Consider the following 18,467-nt stretch of genomic DNA (forward strand, 5'->3'; position numbering starts at 1 on the left):
GAGCAAGCAGGGAGGCCCTCCGATGACCGTTCCGCCATCGCCACCCCCACCCGCACCGCCGTTCCCCCTCCGTGTCGAGGGGACACCGGAGCCGACGCCCTCACGAGCCCTGTGGCTCGTGAAGTGGCTGCTGCTCATTCCGCACTACATCGTGCTGTTCGTGCTGTGGATCGGGGTCGTGGTGGTGTGGGTCATCGCGTTCTTCGCGATCCTGTTCACCGGCCGCTACCCGCGCGCGCTGTTCGACTACACGGTCGGCGTCCTGCGCTGGAACTGGCGCGTGAGCTACTACGGCTACGGGGTGCTGGCGACCGACAGGTACCCGCCGTTCACCCTGGGCGAGGCCCCCGACTACCCCGCCCGCCTGGACGTCGCCTACCCCGAGCGCCTCTCACGCGGGCTGGTGCTGGTCAAGTGGTGGCTGCTGGCGATCCCGCACTACCTGGTCCTGGCGGCGTTCACCGGCGCGGGCATGTACTCGTCCGACATGGGGGACGGGTGGCACACACCCGGCCTGATCGGCGTCCTGCTGCTGATCGTCGTGATCGCGCTGCTGTTCACGGCGAGGTACCCGCGCGGCCTGTTCCACCTGCTGATGGGGGTGAGCCGGTGGAGCCTGCGGGTGTCGGCGTACGCCCTGCTCCTCACCGACGCCTACCCGCCGTTCCGCCTCGACCAGGGCCCCGCCGAGCCCCTGACCTGAGGTCAGGGCCTCTCGAGGAGGCCGGCGGCGGTCAGGCGGGTGACGATGTCGCCGACGTCGGTCTCGGCACGGTCCGCGGCCTCGGGGTGCGCCCGGACGAGGGCGCGGGCCGTCTCGGGTTCGGACGCGCCGTCCAGCAGCGACCTCAGGACGAGGTGCGCGGTCGCGTTGAGCTGCCAGTACTCGCCCGTCCGGCCGTCGAGGAGGACGGCGGCCGGACGGTCTCCCTCCTCCGGGCCGGGGACGGCGACGAGCGTGATGTGGTCGGACAGGCGGACGGTCATGCGGGCCTCCTTCAAGGGACGTTCTTCAGCGGACGTTCAGTCGGTGCGGCGGACGCGGCGGACGGCGAGGGGAGCGGCGACGGCCGTCACCAGCAGGGCGAGCGCGAACGTCGCGGCGACGGCGGGCAGCGCGGAGCCGCCGAGCGTCAGCGCCCGGACGGCCGTGACGCCGTGCGTCAGCGGGTTCACCTCGGCCACGGCGTGCAGCCACGGCGGCAGGGACGCGACGGGCAGGAACGCGTTCGAGGCGAACATCAGCGGGAACATCGCCAGCCCGGCCGCCGCCTGCAACGTGTCGCCGTGCCGGAACCAGCAGGCGAGCGCCATGAACACCCACCCCAGCGCCCACGCGACGGCCATCGAGACCGCGGCGGCGAGGAGCAGGCCGACCAGGCCGCCCCGGCACTGGAACCCGAAGCCCAGCCAGGCGAGCCCCACCAGCGTCACCAGCCGGAACAGGCCGCGCACGAGCCCGGTGGCGCTCTGCGCGACCAGCACCGATCCGAGCCAGAGCGGCATCGTGCGGAGCCGGGACATCAGCCCGCCGGCGAGGTTGTCGGTCAGCCGCGTCGCGGACTGGAGCCCCGACTGGAGGGCCGTGGTCACCATCAGCGCCGGGACGAGGTAGTCGATGTACGGGACGCCCCGCGGGAATCCCGGGACGTGCGCGAGGCCCGAGAGCGCCTGGCCGAAGACCAGCAGCATCGGCAGCGGTTCGATCAGCGTGATCAGCAGCAGGCGGTGTTCGGACAGCATCGTCCGGACGGCGTGGACGGTCAGCACGCCCGTCTGCGTTGCGATGCGAGCGCCGTCGCCGCGCGCCGGGTCCCGGCGTTCCACGGCCCGTTCCGCGACGGCCGTCATGCCGCCCCCCGAACGGTGTCGTGGCCGGTGGCGAGGGCGAGGTAGACCTCGTCCAGGCCCGGCTGGCTGAGGGAGAGCTCGCCGGGGTCGATCCCGGCGGCGTCCAGGGCGCGCAGGACGGCGGTGACCTGCCGGGAGGACGCGGCGGCGACGGACAGCGTGCCGCGCGCCGGGTCGAACGACGGGCGGATGCCGTCCGCGCGGAGGGCCTGCTCGGCGCGGACGGCGTCCGCCGGACGGACCGTCACCGCGCGGCTCCCCACGCGCGCCTTGAGTTCGTCCGGCGTGCCGGACGCGACGAGCCGTCCGCGCCGCAGGACGGCGACGACGTCGGCGAGCCGGTCGGCCTCGGTGAGGTCCTGGGTGGTCAGCAGCACCGCCGCGCCGTCCCGGGCGAGGCCCCGGACGACCTCCCACAGCGTCAGCCGGGACACCGGGTCCAGGCCGGCGGTCGGCTCGTCCAGGACGACCACCTCGGGCCGTCCGGTGAGCGCGGCGGCGAGGTCGAGGCGGCGCCGGGTGCCGCCCGAGCAGGCGCGCAGGGGCCGTTCGGTGAACTCGCCCAGGCCGAACAGTTCGAGCAGCTCGTCCGCGCGCGCATGCGCGGCGCGGCGGCCGAAACCGTGCAGGCGGGTGAGCAGGACGAGCGTCGCGCGTGGTGTCATCTGGTCGTCCAGCGCGGCGAACTGCCCGGCCACGCCGATGCTCCGGCGCACCCGGTGCGCCTCGGCGACCACGTCGAACCCGGCGACCCGGGCGGCGCCGGACGTCGGCCGGGCGAGCGTGGTCAGGATGTCCACAAGGGTGCTCTTGCCCGCGCCGTTGTGCCCGAGCAGGCAGAGGACCGTCCCGTGCGGGACGGCCAGGTCGACGCCGTCCAGCGCGGTGACCGCCCCGAACCGCTGGACGAGCCGTGTGGTCGCAATCGCCGCCGTCTCGGTCGCGGAGTCCTCCTCGGGGACCGTCATGACGCCTCCGGACGGGACGCGCGGGCCTCGGGGAACAGCCGGAACAGCACCAGCCGGACGGCCGTGTCGTAGTACTTGACCAGCGCGAACGCGGCACCGACCCCGGCCGCCGCCGCGACCCCGGCGAGCGGCGACACCTCGGGCGCCCGGGTGGCCGAGAGCAGCAGCCCCGGCACCGCGAACCCCAGCAGCAGGACGTTCCGCAGGATCAGCGGGTAGCTCATCGCCGCGCTGTGCCCGCCGAAGCAGCCGCACTCGGCGAACACCCGTCCGCGCACCGCCCGCAGGATCACGCCGATGAACAGCGTCAGCAGAGCCGTGGCCAGCGCGAACCCGGCGAAAGCGGTCGGCGGCAGCGCGGTGAGCACGGCGGTCGACGCCTCCGAGCCGGCGAAGGACGCCGCGAGGACCGTGACGGCGCGACCGTCCCATTTCGTCAGCATCTGTACCGTCTGGGTGAAATTCCCGAAACCTTCGCGGTCATGGAGCTTGGTGTAGCCCGAGTAGCCGAACACCAGCACCACCGCGCCCTGGGCGAACGCGAGGACCAGGCCCGCCGTCATCGCCGGCCCGCCGAGATCACCAGGACCTTCGAGAACGCTCCGACCTCGGCGTTCTCCCCGATCGGACGGCCCTCGGCCTCCACCCACGCGTGCGCCTTGAACGGCTCCAGCCGCACGCCGGTGCACCAGTCCGGCCACGTCCCGCCGAACCGGCACAGCAGCGCCGTCGCGACCGCCCGCTGCAGGCAGACCTGTCCCGCGCACCGGACGCTGACCGAGACCACCGCCCGCCGCGCCTCGTCCGCCCGCGCGGCGCTCGCCGGACGCGCGCGCCCGCTCGCCAGGACCAGCACGCGTCTCAGGCGCGCGGGCGGCAGCGCCGCCACAGGACGCGCCACCGCGACCGCGACCCGCGCGGCGAGCCTGCGCCGCCACGGCACGCGCTCGGTGGGCTCCAACGTCATGGGCATCGTCATGCGTACTCTCCTCCGAGGGTTCGGACGCCGTCCGTGCGCACCGGCAGGGACCGCGCCCAGACCTCGCACGCGACCGTGCTCACCAGCGGCACGAACGCCAGCGCCGTCGGCGGCGGGACGGTCAGGACGCGGCGCAGGGCGTCGAGGTCCACCAGCCCGCGCCGGACCAGGTGGGAGTCCTCGAACAGGGACAGCAGGTCGGCGCGGTTCCGGCGGAGGGCCCGGTACGCCTCCGCGCTGTACTCCGACTTGGTCGTCCGGCCGAGGAACGGCGCGGGCACCAGGCCGCGCAGCGCCTCGGAGAGCAGGGGCTTGTACCGGGTCAGGCCCACGCGGTCCTGAGGGCGCAGGGACAGGACGGCCTCAACGACGCGGTCGTCCACGTAGGGGGCCTCCCAGGGCATTCCGGCGGCGCGCGCCGCCTGCCGGACGGTCGCGCCACATCCCCGGACGTCCTGGATGATCGAGTGCTGGGAGCGTCCGGGGGACAGCGGAACCGCGTGCCAGGCCGCGTCGCGCACGGCCGTGCGGGCCGCGTCGATCGCGTCGGGGGTCGCCCAGGGCGGCATCAGCCCGCCGATGCCCCACTCGAACGCCGGAGCGGACGCGGCGGTCTCCAGGGGAGCCGTCAGGCCGTCCGCGGACGCGGCGAGCCACTCCCCGAACGAGGCGTTCGCCGACAGGCCGCGCAGCATCGGCCCCGTCCGCCACCGGAACAACGCCCGGTGCGCCCGCAGGTGCCGGACTGCCGCCAGCGGTCGACGCCGAGCGAGTTCATGCAGGTGAACGGGCTTCGACAGGAACAGTTCGTCCCCGCCGTGCCCGGTCAGGTGGACGCGCGAACCGTACTCCCCGACGCGCCCCGCGGTGGCGAGCAGGGCGGCCCGCGTGCGGATCCACGCGTACGGCTCCTCCAGGTCGTCGGCGTGGTCGAGCACGCCGGAGAACCAGGCCGGGGTCGTCCCGCGCTCGAACACCAGGTGGTCGCCGGGCAGCATCTCGGTGGCGCGGCGCGCCCAGAGGCCGTCCTCGTCGGCCGGGTCGTCGCCCTCCATCCGGGACGTGACGAGCCGGTCGGCGTGCTGGGCGGCGAGGAAGCACAGGCTCGTGGAGTCCATGCCGCCGGACAGGTCCGCGCTGACGACTCCCGCGCCTCGTACCCGCGCGCGTACGCCGTCGCACACCGCCTCGCGCACGAGGGCCGCCGCCTCCGGCAGCGCGAGGTGCGGTTCGGGTGGACGCCACCAGCGGACGACCCGTCCCCGCCCGTCCGCGCCGATCTCCAGGGCGGTACCCGTGGGCAGGGCTTCGACGCCGTGCCACAGGCTCTGCTCGGAGAGCGGCCACGGCGGCCAGGGCGCGATCAGCCGGGCGGCGAGCAGCTCGTCCCGGATGACCGCGCCCAGCCCCCTCACCAGCGGGTCGGGCCGGTCGGATGCGACGACGACCTCGCCGACCCGCGCGTGGAAGACCTGCCGCGCGGACGAGAGCGACCCCTGCACCCACGTGCGTCCGCCCATGCTGACGACCAGGTGGAAGCAGCCGCCGAACGCGCTCGCCGCGGCGGCGACGTCCCTGGGCGTCCTCGCCGTGGCCAGCACGTGCGACAGCCCGTGGACGGTCGCGTTCGTCGGCCCGAGCAGCACGGCCGCCCGGTCGCCGAGCGCGGTGTGCCGGACCTCGCCCAGGGTCAGGGCCCGGTCGCCGAGGATCCAGGGCCGTCCGGACGGGTGACGGAGCAGCGGGGCCGGGGCGTCCGCCACGAGGTCGACGACGGCGGGTCCGGCCGGATGGTCGGGGAGCACGATGAAGCGCACAGGAATTCCCAGGGCATGCGAAAACGCACGGACATCGTTCGGTGCGAATTCGGGACCGATATTCGAGGTGGGGCGCCGACGTCGAAATTCCGACGTCGGCGCCCGGATTCACTCCGAGCCGTTACCGCTGGAGCGTCCCGCTAGTTCTTGCCCACGCAGTTGAGCCAGAAGCACTTGCTGTCCCACTCCCAACCCCAGCTCGGGTGGCCGAGGGTGACCTGCGTGAAGTTGCCGAGTCGAGTCAGTTCGGGCGGTGTGTAGAGCATGCGATCAAACTCCTTTCCGAGTGTGAACGACCGAGGGTCGATCGTTCTTTACGCTGCTACTTACTGATGCTTCGGAGCTTAGTAATGACCTTCTTCGGAGCGCCACTCAATATTCTGTCCGGATCCGGACCCGCCATTCTTGCGTTGCCCCGAGGTGAAAAATATGGGCCACTACGTCCGGCTTTATGGGGACGTTCCGCCCGCCCGCCCGGTTGCCGCGGGGGCGCCGCCGAGGTGTGCGTTCCGCCCATCCGCGGCACGTTCGGCGTCCGCGGCCGGGCCGCCCGCACGCTCGCCGTCGCCGAGGCGCGCCGACGCGCCCCGCCCGGCCGAACCGGCGATCTTTTTCCCGGGACGTTTCGCCGCGCCGTCCGTGGGAGCCCGGTGGGGCCGGGAGACCCGGCGGGGTAAGGGTTTCGGACGATCACGGCGTCCGAGTGCGAGGCGTTCGGGAGGGTTTGCGCCTCGCTTCGACGCCCTGACCTCGGCTTGTACCTCCGACATCGTGTAGGACATACTCGTCCCGCTCGGACATACACGTGCCGGGTAGAGGCATATCGACGAATCCCGACGTGTTGTCATCGGTCCGCTCGGATCAGCCGAAAGGGGGGAGTGCGGATGCAGCCGTTCGTCGGCGCGCTCGCGCTGCTCGGTCTCACGGCGGCCCTGGTGTGCGCCGTGTACGCGGTGTCCGCGTTCACCGCCCTCCCGGGAACCCCGGCCGCCGCGCCGTACCTGTCCGGCGGCCTCCCGGTCGAGCACGCCGTGTCGCGCTACCACGTCCGCTGGTACGTGATCACCCTGGTCTTCCTCGCCTTCGACATGGAGATGGTCTTCATGTACCCGTGGGCGCTGGTCGTGACGTCCGTCGGGCCGAAGGCCGTCGTCGAGATGTTCGCCTTCCTCGCGCTGCTGATGGTCGGCGTCCTGTACGCCTGGCGGGAGGGCGCGTTCCGATGGGCCTGAGAGCACGCCTCCTGCGCTTCGCCGCCCGCCGCCCGCGTCCGCTCGTCGTGGCCGTCCCCGGCTTCACCGCCGTCCGGCTCGCCGTCGAGGCCGACCTGCGCCGCCGCGGCTGGCGACCCGCCCTCACGCCCGCGGAGGCCGACCTCCTCATCGTCTGCGGACGTCCCGGGCCCGACCTGGCGGACGCCGTCGACACCGTCTGGGACCAGATGCCGAACCCGCGCGCCCGGGCCGACCTGCACTCCCCGTCCGACGTCCTCACCGCCCTGGACGCCGCGTCCGCCCACCTGGCCGACGAACCCGCCCAGGTCACCGACGCCGCGAGCCGCGCCTCCTTCACCCCCGAATCGTCCATGGACCACAGCGCCATGGGTCACGGGGACATGGGCCAAGGCCACGAGGGCCACGCGGCCATGGGCGATGAGCACGCGGGCCACGAGGGCATGGACCATGAGGCGATGGGCCAAGCCCACATGAACCACGATGCCGAAAACGCCGACGAAGACCACGAGGGTCACGAAGGCCATTCGGGTCACGAAGGCCACGCGGCTTCCGGAGGCCATGAAGGCCACCAGGGGCATGAGGGCCACGCGGCCATGGGCGATGAGCACGCGGGCCACGAGGCCATGGACCATGAGGCGATGGGCCACGCCCACATGAACCACGACGCGGAGAACGCCGACGAAGACCACGAGGGCCACCAGGGTCATGAGGGTCACGGAGGCCACGCGGCCATGGAGAGTGGGCCTTCGGGGCGCGAGGCCATGGACCACGCGGCCATGGGGCATGGCGGTCATGAGGGTCACGGCGGTGGTCATGGCGGGGGGCATGAGCACCACATGATGGGGGTGCCGCACGGGCTGGCGATGGCCGATCGCGCGCCGGACCGGGACGGGCTCAAGCTGGACGTCCTGCATGTGCCGTTCGGGCCGGTGCTCGCCGACTGGCCCGCCGGGCTGAAGGTGACGTTCACCCTGCAAGGCGACGTCGTCCAGGCCGCCGAGGTGGAGAACCTCTCCGCGGACGCGGACGCCGACGCCGAACACTTCTGGGACGAGACGAACGTGGTCGCGGCCCGCCTGGACGCGCTGGCCCGCCTGCTCGCAGTCGCGGGCTGGACGGCCCAGGCCGCGCAAGCACGCGTTCTCCGCGACGAGGCCCTCACCAACGGACGCGTCGAACCGTCCCGCCTGGCGAAGTTCGTCCGCCGCACGCGTCGTTCGCGCACGCTGCGCTGGATGCTCCAGGACGTGGCCATCGGCGAGACGAACGCCTGGACACGCGTGTCCGACCAGCTCGCCGAGCTCGGCGGTGAGACGCGGCGGCACACGTCCGCCCCGCCGCTCGACGAACTGCTCGTCGGCCTGGACGTCGCGGCGGCGCGCCTGCTCATCGCCGCGCTCGACCCCGAAACGGTGAGGACGGTGGCGGAGCATGTCTGAGTCCCAGCTCGTCGTCCTTCCCCTCGTCGCGGTGCTGACGATCGCGGCGGCGGCGTTCGACGCCGTCCTCGCCGCCGCGTCGGCCGGAAGCCCTGGGCCCTGGCGGGCCTGGGACACGCCGCTGCGCGAGACCGCGCGCCTGCTCGTCCGGCAGCGCCGGAGCACTCTCGCGTCCGACCGGCTGCTGCGCCGAACCGGCGTGCTCGTCCTGCCGGTCGCGGCGGTGCTCGCGGCGGCGGTCCTGCCGCTCGGCGGTGCGCGCGCGGCGTCCGACACGTCCGTCGGGATCGTCTGGTTCAACGCCATGGAGGTCGCGGTCTGGGCGGGCGTCTGGCTCGCCGGATGGGGCGTGAACTCGGCGTACTCGCTGGTCGGCGGCTACCGGATGATCGCGCAGGGCCTCGCCTACGAACTCCCGCACATGTTCGCGCTGATCACGGTCGCGGTCGGCGCCGAGTCCCTGCGGTTCTCGGACGTCGTGACGGCGCAGCACGATCTGTGGTTCGCCGTCCAGATGCCGGTCGCGTTCCTCGTGTACCTGCTGTCCGCGCTGGCGATGGCGTTCTGGGGACCGCTGTCGTCCCCGGCGGGCGCCGATCTCGCGGGTGGTGCCATGGCCGAACTGTCCGGCGCCGACCGGCTGGTGTTCTCGGCGGGCCGGTACGCGATGCTCGCGGTCGCCGCTGCCGCCGCCGTCCCGATGTTCCTCGGCGGGGGAGCGGGTCCGCTTCTCCCGGCCTGGCTGTGGGCGCTGCTGAAGACGCTCGTCGTCCTCGCCGCCCTGCTCTGGACGGCGCGCCGCCTGCCGGTGCTCCGGATGGACCGTTTCATGACCTTCGCGTGGACGGCGCTGATCCCGGCCACGCTGCTCCAACTGCTGGTCACCGGGCTGGTCGCGCTGTGAGGAGGAACTGACATGCTGCAGGACGCGGCGTTCTGGATCCTGGCCCTCGCGGCCGTGGGCACGGGGGCGATGGTCTTCGTCGTCGACTCGATGGCACGCGCGACCTTCGCGCTGCTGGCGTCCTTCCTGTGCGTCGGCGCGGTGCTGCTGCTCATCGATCTGCACTACCTGGGCGTCCTGGTCGTGCTGATGATGATCATGGAGATGCTGGTGATGGCCGTCTTCATGATCATGTACATGATGAACCCGGCCGGCCTCATGCCGATGACGATGGTGCACAACAACCGTGCCGCCCTCGGCATCTCCGCCGGTGTCTTCGCCCTCCTCACGGCCGGGATCTTCACCGTCCACTGGCCCCGTCGCGAGGGCGCCCCGCCGTCCGACCCGACCGAGGCCCTCGGCCAGGCCATCATGGGCCCGAAGATGCTGGTCATGATGGTCATCGGCCTCGCCATCCTCGCCACCATGATCGCCTCGGTGGTCCTGGCCACCAACCGAGGCCGCTACGACCTCTCCACCCCCACCCCCGAGCCCCCCACAGACGACCCCACACCCGCCCACGCCGGTCACGGCACGCCCGCACCCAGCGGGCACGCACATGCTGCAGGCGGCCACGACGGCCACGGCGCGCACGGGCATGAGGGGCATGGCGCGGCCGGGCACGATGAGCACGCGCAGCACCAACAGGCCCACGACGCGCATGCGCACGAGGGGCATGGTGCGGACGGGCGTGAGGCTGGCGAACATGCTGGTCATGGGCATGAGGTGCACGTGTCGGACGTGGAGGCGGACGGATCGTCCGGGCGCGGGGGGCATGGGCACGGTGCGCATGAGGGGCATGGCGGGGTTGGGGGTGCTCGGTGACGCTTCAGGCGTTTTTGGTGCTGGCGGCCGCGTTGTTCTCGGTCGGGTTGTACGGGGCGCTGTCGCAGCAGTCGATCGTGATGCTGATGATGGGGCTGGAGCTCATGGTGAACGGGCTCGTCGTGGCCGGGGGCGCGTTCTGGTTCTACCTGGCGCCCGGGTCGGCGGACGGGCAGGTGCTGGTGCTCGTCGCGGTCACGGTGATGGCGCTGGAGATGGCGATGGGGTTCGCGGTCGCCACGGCGTTGTTCCGGGCGCGTGACGTGGACGTCACCGACGACGCATCGGAACTCAAGGGATGAGCGCGATCGCCTGGGCCCTGCCCGCGCTGCCGCTCGTGGTGGGCGCGCTGCTCCTGCTGGCCGGACGCCGCGCCGACCGGGGCGCGCCGATCCTCGGCGTCGCCGCCGGGCTCGGCACGCTCGGTCTCGCGGTCGCCGCGGCCGTCGCCCGTCCGGACGTGACGTTCCCGCTGTTCGCCGGGCTTCCGGCGGGCATGGCGGTGGACGGCCTGTCGGCGGTGCTGGTGGTGACCGTGGCGTCCGCCGCGCTCGCCGTGCTGGTCTTCGCGGCCGGGGACATCGGCCCGGACGAGGCGCGCGCCCGGTTCTTCGGCCTGATGCTGGTGTTCGCCGCGGCGATGCTGGTGACGGTCACGGCGACCGATCTCGCGGTGCTGCTCATGGCCTGGGAGGTCATGGGCGCGATGTCCTACGCGCTGATCGGCTTCTGGTGGCACGACGACGAGCGCGTGGAGTCGGCGAACGTCGCGTTCCTGACCACGCGCGCCGGTGACCTCGGCCTCTACTTCGCGGCGGGCTGCGCCGTCGCGGGCACGCACTCGCTGTCGCTGGACGCGCTGCCGGACGCGGCGTCCCCCTGGCGGGACCTCGTCGCGGCCGGGGTCGTCCTGGCGGCGCTCGGGAAGTCGGCGCAGCTGCCGTTCTCGTTCTGGCTGTCGCGGGCGATGGCGGGCCCGAGCCCGGTGTCGGCGCTGCTGCACTCGGCGACGATGGTCGCCGCGGGCGCGTACCTGCTGCTCCGCGTCCATCCGCTGCTGGAGAGCACCGGCTGGGCGGAGACGCTGGTCGCGTGGGCCGGGGCGCTGACGGCGCTGGTGATGGGCGCGGTCGCCGTCGCCCAGCGCGACCTGAAGCAGCTGCTCGCCGCCTCGACGGTCGCGCAGATCGGGTTCATGGTCCTCGCGGCGGGCGTCGGCTCGGTCGCGGGCGGGACGGCCCAGCTCGTCGCGCACGCGGCGGTGAAATGCCTGCTCTTCCTGGGCGCGGGCGCGTTCCTGACCGCCCTCGGCACCAAGGACCTCTCCGAACTGCACGGCGCGGCGCGTCGGTACCGCCTGGTCGGCGTCACGTTCGGGGTGGGCGCGCTCGCGCTCGCCGGGCTCCCGCCGCTGTCGATCTGGGCGACCAAGGACACGATCCTGGCGTCCACGCCCGGGTCGCTGTACGCGGTCGGCCTGGCGGGCGGCGTCCTCGCGGCGGCGTACTCGGTGAAGATGATCGTCGCGGTCTGGCATCCCCAGGACGCCCTGACCAGGGACGACGCCGAGCAGCCCGGCACCCGGCACGTCGGGCTCGCCGAGAAGCTGCCGATGCCCGTCCTCGCGGCCGTCGGCGTGGGCTTCGGGATCGTCGCCCTGCCGGGCGTCCTCGGACCGTGGCAGAAGCTGCTCGGCGCGTCCGGTGAGCACGGCCCCACCGCGCTCGAACTGGTGATCTCCGGCGGCCTCGCGGTGCTGGTGGCGGCCGTCGTCGCGTCCCGCCGCGTCCGCGTTCCCCGGCTCGCGGTCGCCGAGAACTGGCTCTACCTGGGCCAGGCCGCCGACCGGCTCGTGGCGCGGCCCGTGCTCGCGCTCGCGAACGCGCTGGCCTGGTTCGACGACCGCGTGCTGGACGGCGCCGTCCGCGCGGTCGCCGCGGGCGGACGCGCCGCCGCCACCGTGACCTCCAGGCGGGTGGAGCTCCCCACGGACGGCCTCGTGGACGGCCTCGGACGGGCCGTCCGCCGCCTGGCCGCCCTCGCCCGCCGTCCGCAGACCGGCCAGGTGCACACCTACTACGCCCAGGCCGCCGTCCTTCTCGTCGTGTTGACCCTCGTCGTCGTTCTGGTCGGGTGACCGTGCTTTCCCTGGTGATCTTCCTCCCGCTGGTCGCAGCGCTCGCGCTGTACCTGTTCCGCCTCGGCGACCGGGCGTCCGTCTGGACGTGGATCGTCGCGTCCGCCGCGGACCTCGCGATCGTCGTGGCGCTCTGGATCGGCTACGACGGTCCGGGCATCGGCTACGAGACGAACGCGCGGTGGATCCCGTCCGTCCGGGCCGGATACCACCTCGGCGCGGACGGCCTGTCGCTGCCCCTGCTCGCCCTCACCTCCTTCCTGTTCCTGGGCTGCGCGGTGTACTCGCTGAGGCAGACGCACCGCGTCCGGACGTTCGCCGCGCTGTTCCTGTTCCTCGAGACCGTCAGCCTCGGCCTGTTCGCCGCCCTGGACCTGCTGCTGTTCTTCGTGTTCTTCGACCTGTCGATCGTCGCGATGTACTTCGTCATCGCGGGCTGGGGACACGGCGAGCGGCTGCGCTCGGCGCTGCGGTTCTTCCTCTACACCTTCTTCGGGTCGCTGGCGCTGCTGCTGGGCTTCATCGGCCTGTACCTGGGGTCGTCCCCGAAGACGTTCGACATGGTCGAGCTGACCCGGAACCCGCCGCTGGCCGACTCGCCCGGCCTCGCAGGACTGGTGCTGCTCGCGATCGTCGTCGGCCTCGCGGTCAAGACCCCGACCGTGCCGTTCCACACCTGGCTGCCGCCCGCGCACACCGACGCGCCCGCCGCCGGGTCCGCGATCCTCGCGGGCGTGCTGCTGAAGATGGGCACGTACGGGTTCGTCCGGATCGCGATGCCCATGCTCCCGGACGCCTGGCGCAAGTACGCCTGGGTGATCGTGATCGTCGGGGCCGTCAGCGTCGTCTACGGCGCGCTCGTCGCCCTCGCCCAGCGCAACCTCAAGCGCCTGATCGCCTACACGTCGGTCAACCACATGGGCTACATCGTCCTCGCGGTCGGCGCCGCCGGCCTCGCCGGGGACGAGGCGGCCCGGCGGCTCGCGGTGACCGGCGCGGTCACGCAGATGGTCAGCCACGGCCTGCTCACCGGCGCGCTGTTCCTGCTCTGCGGCGTCCTGTACGAACGCACCACGTCCTACGACATGGACGAGTACGGCGGCGTCGCCAGGGTCGCCCCGGTCTTCGCCGGACTGCTCGCCGTCGCGTCCTTCGGCTCGCTCGGCCTGCCCGGACTGTCCGGGTTCATCGCCGAGTTCCAGATCTTCACCGGCGTCATCGGCGCCGGGACGACCGGCGCGGCGATCGCCGGAGGGATCTCGGTGCTGGGCGTCCTGATCACGGCGGCGCTGTTCCTGCGGCTGCTCCAGCGCGTCCTGCTCGGGGAGCCCGGGACCCTGACCGCCAAGGTCACCGACGTCGGCGTTGCCGAGCGGCTGGCGATCGTCCCGATGCTGGCGCTGGCCGTGGTCATCGGCGTCGCGCCCCGCTTTCTGCTCGACCTGGTCGAGCCGGTGTCGTCGGCCGTGATCGCGCTGGTCGCCCGATGAACACCATGAACCCGATGATGCGCGAGAACCCGGCGGACCTGCTGCCGGAGCTCCTCACGCTGTTCGGTGCCGTCCTCGGCCTGCTGACCGGCATGTTCGTCCCGCGGCAGCGCCAGTGGATCGCCGCGCTCGTCTGCGCGGCGGGCGTCCTGGCGGGGCTGGTGGCCGCCGCGTTCGCCGTGTCGGGCCCCCGGCTGATGACGTTCGACTCGTTCATGCTCGACCCGGTCACGCACGTCACGCGGCTGACCGTCCTCGGGACGACGCTGCTGGTCCTGGCCCTGGGCTTCGCGCCGATGCGGGGGCACCGCCGGGAGACCGAGTTCCACGTCCTGACGGTGTTCACGGCCCTGGGGACGATCGCGCTGGGCGCGGCGTCCGACCTGCTGGTGCTGGTCGCGGCGTACCTGCTGGCCAGCATCCCCGCCTACGCGCTCGCCGGTTTCCGCAAGGACGGCAAGGGCGCCGAGTCCGCGCTGAAGTACTACCTCATGGGCGCCCTGCTCGGGCTGCTCATGCTCACCGGCGTGACCCTGCTCTACGGCCTGGGGCGCAGCACGTCGTACGAGACCCTGGCGCGCGACCTTCCCTCGAACGCGGCCGTCACGGTCGGCGCGATCCTGCTGGTAGCGGGCCTGCTCTTCAAGGCGGGGGCCGTTCCCGCCCACTTCTGGGTTCCGGACGTCGCGGAAGGCTCGTCCCCGGTCGTGGCCACGCTGGTCACCACCGTCCCGAAGATCGGGGCCCTCGCCGCCCTGTTCCGCCTGGGCGACGAGGTCATGCCGCACTCGTGGGCCCTGACCATCGCCCTCATCGCGACCGCGACCATGACCCTGGGCAACCTGGCGGCCTTCGGCCAGGACAACGTCCGCCGCCTCCTCGCCTACTCCACCATCAGCCAGGCGGGCTACCTGCTCGTCCCGGTCGCCATGGCCGGACGCACCGACCTCGCCGAACCCGCCCTGCTGTACTACGTCGCCGCCTACGCCCTGACGAACCTGGGCGCCTTCGCGGTCGTCGTCGCCGTCGGACGCGACCGCATCAGCGACTACCGGGGCCTCGCGCGCCGCTCGCCCCTGCTGGCGCTGTCCCTGGTCATCTGCCTCCTCGGCCTGATCGGGACGCCCCCGACGGCCGTGTTCGTCGGCAAGGTCCTGATGCTGGGGGCGGCGGTCGAGGGCCACTACATCTGGCTCGCGGTCGTGGCCGCCGTCAACACGGTGGCCAGCGTCTTCTACTACCTCCGCTGGGTCGTCCCGCTCTACTCGCGGGCCGAGGGCGAGCCCCCGGCGGTGTCCCGCCCGGCGGCCCTGGTCGTCTACCTGACCACCGCGCTCACCCTCGCCCTAGGCATCGGCAGCGGCATCGCCCTCTCCCTCAACTGAGGCTGTTGCGGGCTGCCTACTCGGGCTGGCGCCATCCTTCGGCGGGCCAGACGGCGAGCGCGAGGCGGTCGTAGTGCGAGTACGAGGGGATGTCGTCCTGGGAGTACAGGGTCAGGACGGTCTCCCCGCGCTCCCAGACATCCCAGCGCGAACCTGCGGCGATGCTCCCGTGGACGCGCGCGGGCGGCCCGATCAGCCCTTCGACCAGCGCCCGGACGCGCAGAAACTCGGCCTCGAACACGGCGGGCCCGGCGTCCGGCAGACGCTTCCAGACGTCCGGGTAGTCCTCGTCGAGATCGTCCTCGTCCTCTTCGTCGTCGTCGAGGTCGTCGAGGTCGTCGAGGTCGTCGAGGTCGTCGGGTTCGTCGTCCTCGTCGGCGTCAGCGCTGAGGGGTGGCCAGAGCAGCGCGAACGGCAGTGCGACGAGCGAACCCGGGCGGGGCGGGGCCGTACCGAGGTCCAGCCCCCAGTCGGCCCCGATGTCCAGGCTGCCTCCGAACTCGAACTCCCCGCCGGGGCCCCAGTCGATCGTCCGCCCGTCCGGCAGCCAGCCCGCCGCCACGAGCGCTTGTCGCACCCCTTCGTCTGTCCACGCCGAGTCGGCCACTCTCACCATCGCCTCGACGTGCCCGACCTCAACCGGAAGCAGTTTCAAACTCACGCGCGAACCCTAGCCGCACCGTCCGACGTAAGATCACCGGGGTGCGGATCCTTGTGCTCTGGGACATCGACCACACCCTGATCAGTGTCAACAGACTCAGCCGCGAGCTGTACCGCGCGGTCTTCGAGAACCTCGTCGGACGCTCGCCGACGCGGCTCGCTCCCATGGCCGGACGCACTGAGCGGGCCATCACGGCTGACACGCTCCGGCTGCACGGCATTGATCCCACCGAGGAACTCGTCCGCGCCTTCACGACCGCCCTCGGCCGTGCCTTCGACGAACACCGGCACGAGCTGGCCGAGCGCGGACGGGAGCTGCCCGGCGCGCGTTCCGTGCTGACCGCGCTGGCGGACGAACCGGTCATCCAGTCCGTCCTCACCGGGAACATGGAGCAGATCGCCCGCCACAAGCTCGTGGCCTTCGACCTGGACGGGTACGTCGACCTCAGTGTCGGGGCCTTCGGCATGGACGGCGCCGAGCGCCCGCCCCTGGTCCGCCTGGCCCAGACCCGCGCGGAGGCCAAGTACGGCGAGCGCTTCGACGCGCGCTCCACGGTCCTGATCGGCGACACCCCGCACGACGTCCTCGCAGGTCACGAGGGTGGAGCCAGGGTCGTCGCCGTCGCGACCGGCACCAGCGACGAAGCGGCCCTGCGCGCCGCCGGAGCCGAACTCGTCCTGCCCGACCTGACCGACACCGAGGCGGTCGTCCAGGCCGTCCTCGGCGTCACCCGCCGGTGAGGGCCGGTGTTCCGTCGGACGTCCCTGCCATGATCATCCGGACGATCCGCATCCGGAGGAAGTCGAGACGATGAGCGACGACCAGGGGCGTGAGCGTGCGCAGCGACCGGAGGACCTGAGCCGTTTCGTCCTGGAACGTCTGAACGCCGGTGACGTCGACGGGCTGGTCGCGCTGTACGAGCCGGACGGCCTCCTGGCCCTGCCCGGCGGTCAGACGGCCAGCGGCAGCGAGGAGATCCGCAAGGCGTACGAACACCTCGTCGCGGGCAAACCGACCTTCACCCCCGGAACGCAACTCCCCACGGTCCGCAACGGCGACCTGGCGCTGACCTCGACGCGCCTCGCCGGCGGCGACGTCACCGTCGAGATCGCCCGCCGCCAGCCCGACGGCACGTGGTTGTGGGTGCTCGACCAGCCCAGCCTCCTCGGCTGACGCCGTCCGGTCCGAATTGATCTCCGCGACGGGGCCTTCGTACGCTGCGGGGATGACGAACGAGGAACTCCCGACGCTCGAACTCGCCTTCCCCGGACCGGAGCGCGACAGCGGCGTGGCGGCGATCAAGGAGGGCCGGAAGACGGCGCTGACGGGACTCCTGGAGATCTACGAGCATGCCGGTGAGCCGCTGCCGGAGGTCGGCCAGCGGTTCGCGGTGCTCGACTCGGACGGCCTCCCCACCGTGACGATCGAACTCGTCGAGGTCCGGACCGTCCCCATCAAGGACATCGACGACGCCTTCGCCCTCGCCGAGGGCCGCGGCTACGCCAACGCCGCCGAATGGCGAACGGCCCACGAGGCGTTCTTCCAGAGCGAGGGCGTGTCCGAGTTCCTGGGCCACACCCCCGCCATCGACGACACCACCCTCGTCGTAGCCGAACGCTTCCGCGTCGTCTGAGTCAGCGCGGCGTGCGCTGGCAGATTTCGTTGTATCGCTTGTCGTACCCCCTGGCGTATCCGTCCGCGTAGCCGCGGTTGTATTCGCCGCCCTGGCGCGCCTGGGCGTGCTTGCGGTAGCGGCAGTCCTTGTGGGCGTCCCTGTTCGCGTCGCGGTACCCCTTGCGGTATCCGTCGCGATACCCCTTGGCGTAACCGCGGTCGCTGTGCTCCTGGACGGCCGTAGTGGTGCTGGTGGGGTCCGTCGTCGCGTGCGCGAGGGGCGCCACGGCGGTCAGCGCCCCGAGAGTGAGCCCGGAGAGCATGACCGCTGTACGCGTTCGCGCCAGGTACTTCGTCTTTGTCATTTTCGTTCCCCTTCATGTGGTTTCACATCGAGGAGCCTGTGGCGATGCTGGGCCTCAGGAGAGGTCGGGAGCCTTTCCGTCCCGCTGCTCCGCCTTCGTCCCGGGTGGACGATCAGCGTCGGTCGTCCTTGTCCAGACCGGGAACGCCGGCCCGTTCGGAAGCCGGGGCGGCGTCGGGGAGCGACCGCTCCTTATGCGAGGCGAGGTCCGCTGTGCCACTCCGCGGCGTCGGTCTCGGACACCTCGACCGCTGATCCGCTCGTGCCCGATTGGGCGTCCTCGAAGGCTTCGGGATCGGTGGGATCGACCGGCACGCCCGCCTCCCTCCGCTTCTTCACCCACCGACACGGCCGCCCCTCGCAGGTCGGCCAGAGTTCGACATTACGTGAAGTAGTAGTCACACGCCGTAACTCTGGAGTAATTGCATCATCCCCACCCGGACCTACCTGAGGCACGCCGGGGCGGAGGCCGGAAGAAGAGGGCAGGCTAAGCAACCCCCCGCTTTGTTGGGTTATCGGCCGTGACCGCCGACGGCTGTCCGCAGGCTCGTGGTCCCCCATGACTGTCGGTTACGGCACGTCTTCACCTGCCCTGGCGCGGCACGGCTGTGGCGACCGCAGGGGTGCCCGTGCGCCCGTCGGCGGCTTCACAATCGGTAACCGAGTCTCCCGACTTCGAGCGGAGCCCCGTGCCGCATCGCGCCGGGCGGGCCCTCGGATGGACGGGGCTTTGATCAGGCCGATCCGCTGGAGGCGGTC

General features: G+C 72.3%; 21 protein-coding genes. 12 read left to right on the forward strand and 9 right to left on the reverse strand.

Features of this window, described 5'->3' with window-relative positions; genetic code table 11:
* Nucleotides 1-22: 22 nt before the first annotated feature.
* Entirely contained in the window at nucleotides 23-703 is a 681-nt protein-coding gene (locus tag P696_RS45990; protein ID WP_034485305.1) for a DUF4389 domain-containing protein, read from the forward strand.
* A 2-nt stretch (nucleotides 704-705) separates the two neighbouring features.
* Here P696_RS45990 and P696_RS0116510 read toward each other — a convergent pair whose 3' ends face one another.
* From P696_RS0116510 to P696_RS55945, 7 genes are all read right to left on the reverse strand, one after another.
* On the reverse strand, nucleotides 706-987 hold the full coding sequence (locus P696_RS0116510) for a lasso peptide biosynthesis PqqD family chaperone (protein WP_026413207.1): 282 nt from the start codon (nucleotides 985-987) through the stop codon (nucleotides 706-708).
* 36 nt (nucleotides 988-1,023) lie between these two features.
* Nucleotides 1,024-1,851 (reverse strand): ABC transporter permease, encoded by an 828-nt coding sequence (locus P696_RS0116515; RefSeq protein ID WP_064744047.1) that lies wholly within the window; start codon nucleotides 1,849-1,851, stop codon nucleotides 1,024-1,026.
* Nucleotides 1,848-2,819 (reverse strand): ATP-binding cassette domain-containing protein, encoded by a 972-nt coding sequence (locus tag P696_RS0116520; RefSeq protein WP_051467752.1) that lies wholly within the window; start codon nucleotides 2,817-2,819, stop codon nucleotides 1,848-1,850. Before P696_RS0116520 ends, P696_RS0116515 begins: the two co-directional genes overlap by 4 nt.
* Complete coding sequence (locus tag P696_RS52505) at nucleotides 2,816-3,382, reverse strand: MauE/DoxX family redox-associated membrane protein (protein ID WP_051467753.1); 567 nt, start codon at nucleotides 3,380-3,382, stop codon at nucleotides 2,816-2,818. Before P696_RS52505 ends, P696_RS0116520 begins: the two co-directional genes overlap by 4 nt.
* On the reverse strand, nucleotides 3,379-3,798 hold the full coding sequence (locus P696_RS0116530) for a lasso peptide biosynthesis B2 protein (protein ID WP_026413210.1): 420 nt from the start codon (nucleotides 3,796-3,798) through the stop codon (nucleotides 3,379-3,381). The genes P696_RS52505 and P696_RS0116530 overlap by 4 nt, the downstream gene beginning before the upstream one ends.
* Nucleotides 3,795-5,615 (reverse strand): asparagine synthase-related protein, encoded by a 1,821-nt coding sequence (locus tag P696_RS46000; RefSeq protein ID WP_051467754.1) that lies wholly within the window; start codon nucleotides 5,613-5,615, stop codon nucleotides 3,795-3,797. The genes P696_RS0116530 and P696_RS46000 overlap by 4 nt, the downstream gene beginning before the upstream one ends.
* A gap of 140 nt (nucleotides 5,616-5,755) precedes the next feature.
* The gene (locus tag P696_RS55945; RefSeq protein WP_157429742.1) at nucleotides 5,756-5,881 is read right to left on the reverse strand and encodes a lasso RiPP family leader peptide-containing protein; all 126 of its coding nucleotides are present in this window, start codon (nucleotides 5,879-5,881) and stop codon (nucleotides 5,756-5,758) included.
* A gap of 618 nt (nucleotides 5,882-6,499) precedes the next feature.
* Here P696_RS55945 and P696_RS0116540 point away from each other — a divergent pair.
* The 8 genes from P696_RS0116540 to P696_RS0116575 are packed head-to-tail and all read left to right on the forward strand — an operon-like array spanning nucleotide 6,500 to nucleotide 15,069.
* Entirely contained in the window at nucleotides 6,500-6,847 is a 348-nt protein-coding gene (locus P696_RS0116540) for an NADH-quinone oxidoreductase subunit A (RefSeq protein WP_026413211.1), read from the forward strand.
* The gene (locus P696_RS52510; RefSeq protein ID WP_051467755.1) at nucleotides 6,838-8,289 is read left to right on the forward strand and encodes a hypothetical protein; all 1,452 of its coding nucleotides are present in this window, start codon (nucleotides 6,838-6,840) and stop codon (nucleotides 8,287-8,289) included. Before P696_RS0116540 ends, P696_RS52510 begins: the two co-directional genes overlap by 10 nt.
* Nucleotides 8,282-9,193 (forward strand): NADH-quinone oxidoreductase subunit H, encoded by a 912-nt coding sequence (locus P696_RS0116550; protein WP_026413212.1) that lies wholly within the window; start codon nucleotides 8,282-8,284, stop codon nucleotides 9,191-9,193. The genes P696_RS52510 and P696_RS0116550 overlap by 8 nt, the downstream gene beginning before the upstream one ends.
* Before the next feature lie 12 nt (nucleotides 9,194-9,205).
* Nucleotides 9,206-10,057: an NADH-quinone oxidoreductase subunit J family protein gene (locus tag P696_RS54475; protein ID WP_084337616.1), complete on the forward strand. Its 852-nt coding sequence runs from the start codon at nucleotides 9,206-9,208 to the stop codon at nucleotides 10,055-10,057.
* A complete protein-coding gene (gene nuoK / locus P696_RS0116560; protein ID WP_026413213.1) occupies nucleotides 10,054-10,359 on the forward strand; it encodes an NADH-quinone oxidoreductase subunit NuoK in 306 nt (101 codons plus the stop codon). The genes P696_RS54475 and nuoK overlap by 4 nt, the downstream gene beginning before the upstream one ends.
* The gene (locus P696_RS0116565) at nucleotides 10,356-12,194 is read left to right on the forward strand and encodes an NADH-quinone oxidoreductase subunit 5 family protein (RefSeq protein WP_026413214.1); all 1,839 of its coding nucleotides are present in this window, start codon (nucleotides 10,356-10,358) and stop codon (nucleotides 12,192-12,194) included. Before nuoK ends, P696_RS0116565 begins: the two co-directional genes overlap by 4 nt.
* Entirely contained in the window at nucleotides 12,191-13,684 is a 1,494-nt protein-coding gene (locus P696_RS0116570; protein ID WP_245627696.1) for a complex I subunit 4 family protein, read from the forward strand. The genes P696_RS0116565 and P696_RS0116570 overlap by 4 nt, the downstream gene beginning before the upstream one ends.
* On the forward strand, nucleotides 13,681-15,069 hold the full coding sequence (locus P696_RS0116575) for an NADH-quinone oxidoreductase subunit N (RefSeq protein ID WP_084337618.1): 1,389 nt from the start codon (nucleotides 13,681-13,683) through the stop codon (nucleotides 15,067-15,069). Before P696_RS0116570 ends, P696_RS0116575 begins: the two co-directional genes overlap by 4 nt.
* A 16-nt stretch (nucleotides 15,070-15,085) precedes the next feature.
* Here P696_RS0116575 and P696_RS55950 read toward each other — a convergent pair whose 3' ends face one another.
* A complete protein-coding gene (locus tag P696_RS55950; RefSeq protein ID WP_157429743.1) occupies nucleotides 15,086-15,730 on the reverse strand; it encodes a hypothetical protein in 645 nt (214 codons plus the stop codon).
* Between the two features lie 41 nt (nucleotides 15,731-15,771).
* Here P696_RS55950 and P696_RS0116585 point away from each other — a divergent pair, with 41 nt between their 5' ends.
* The 3 genes from P696_RS0116585 to P696_RS0116595 all read left to right on the forward strand — a co-directional run bounded on the left by P696_RS0116585 (nucleotide 15,772) and on the right by P696_RS0116595 (nucleotide 17,363).
* Nucleotides 15,772-16,470 carry an HAD family hydrolase gene (locus P696_RS0116585; protein WP_051467756.1) on the forward strand — a complete coding sequence of 233 codons (699 nt, stop codon included), beginning with the start codon at nucleotides 15,772-15,774 and terminating at the stop codon, nucleotides 16,468-16,470.
* A gap of 70 nt (nucleotides 16,471-16,540) precedes the next feature.
* A complete protein-coding gene (locus P696_RS0116590; RefSeq protein ID WP_026413218.1) occupies nucleotides 16,541-16,903 on the forward strand; it encodes a YybH family protein in 363 nt (120 codons plus the stop codon).
* A gap of 52 nt (nucleotides 16,904-16,955) precedes the next feature.
* Nucleotides 16,956-17,363: an ASCH domain-containing protein gene (locus P696_RS0116595; protein WP_026413219.1), complete on the forward strand. Its 408-nt coding sequence runs from the start codon at nucleotides 16,956-16,958 to the stop codon at nucleotides 17,361-17,363.
* A 1-nt stretch (nucleotide 17,364) separates the two neighbouring features.
* Here P696_RS0116595 and P696_RS0116600 read toward each other — a convergent pair whose 3' ends face one another.
* The gene (locus P696_RS0116600) at nucleotides 17,365-17,709 is read right to left on the reverse strand and encodes a hypothetical protein (protein WP_026413220.1); all 345 of its coding nucleotides are present in this window, start codon (nucleotides 17,707-17,709) and stop codon (nucleotides 17,365-17,367) included.
* Nucleotides 17,710-18,467: the final 758 nt, after the last annotated feature.

The organism is Actinomadura oligospora ATCC 43269 (assembly GCF_000518265.1).
GTDB classification, from domain to species: Bacteria; Actinomycetota; Actinomycetes; order Streptosporangiales; family Streptosporangiaceae; genus Spirillospora; species Spirillospora oligospora.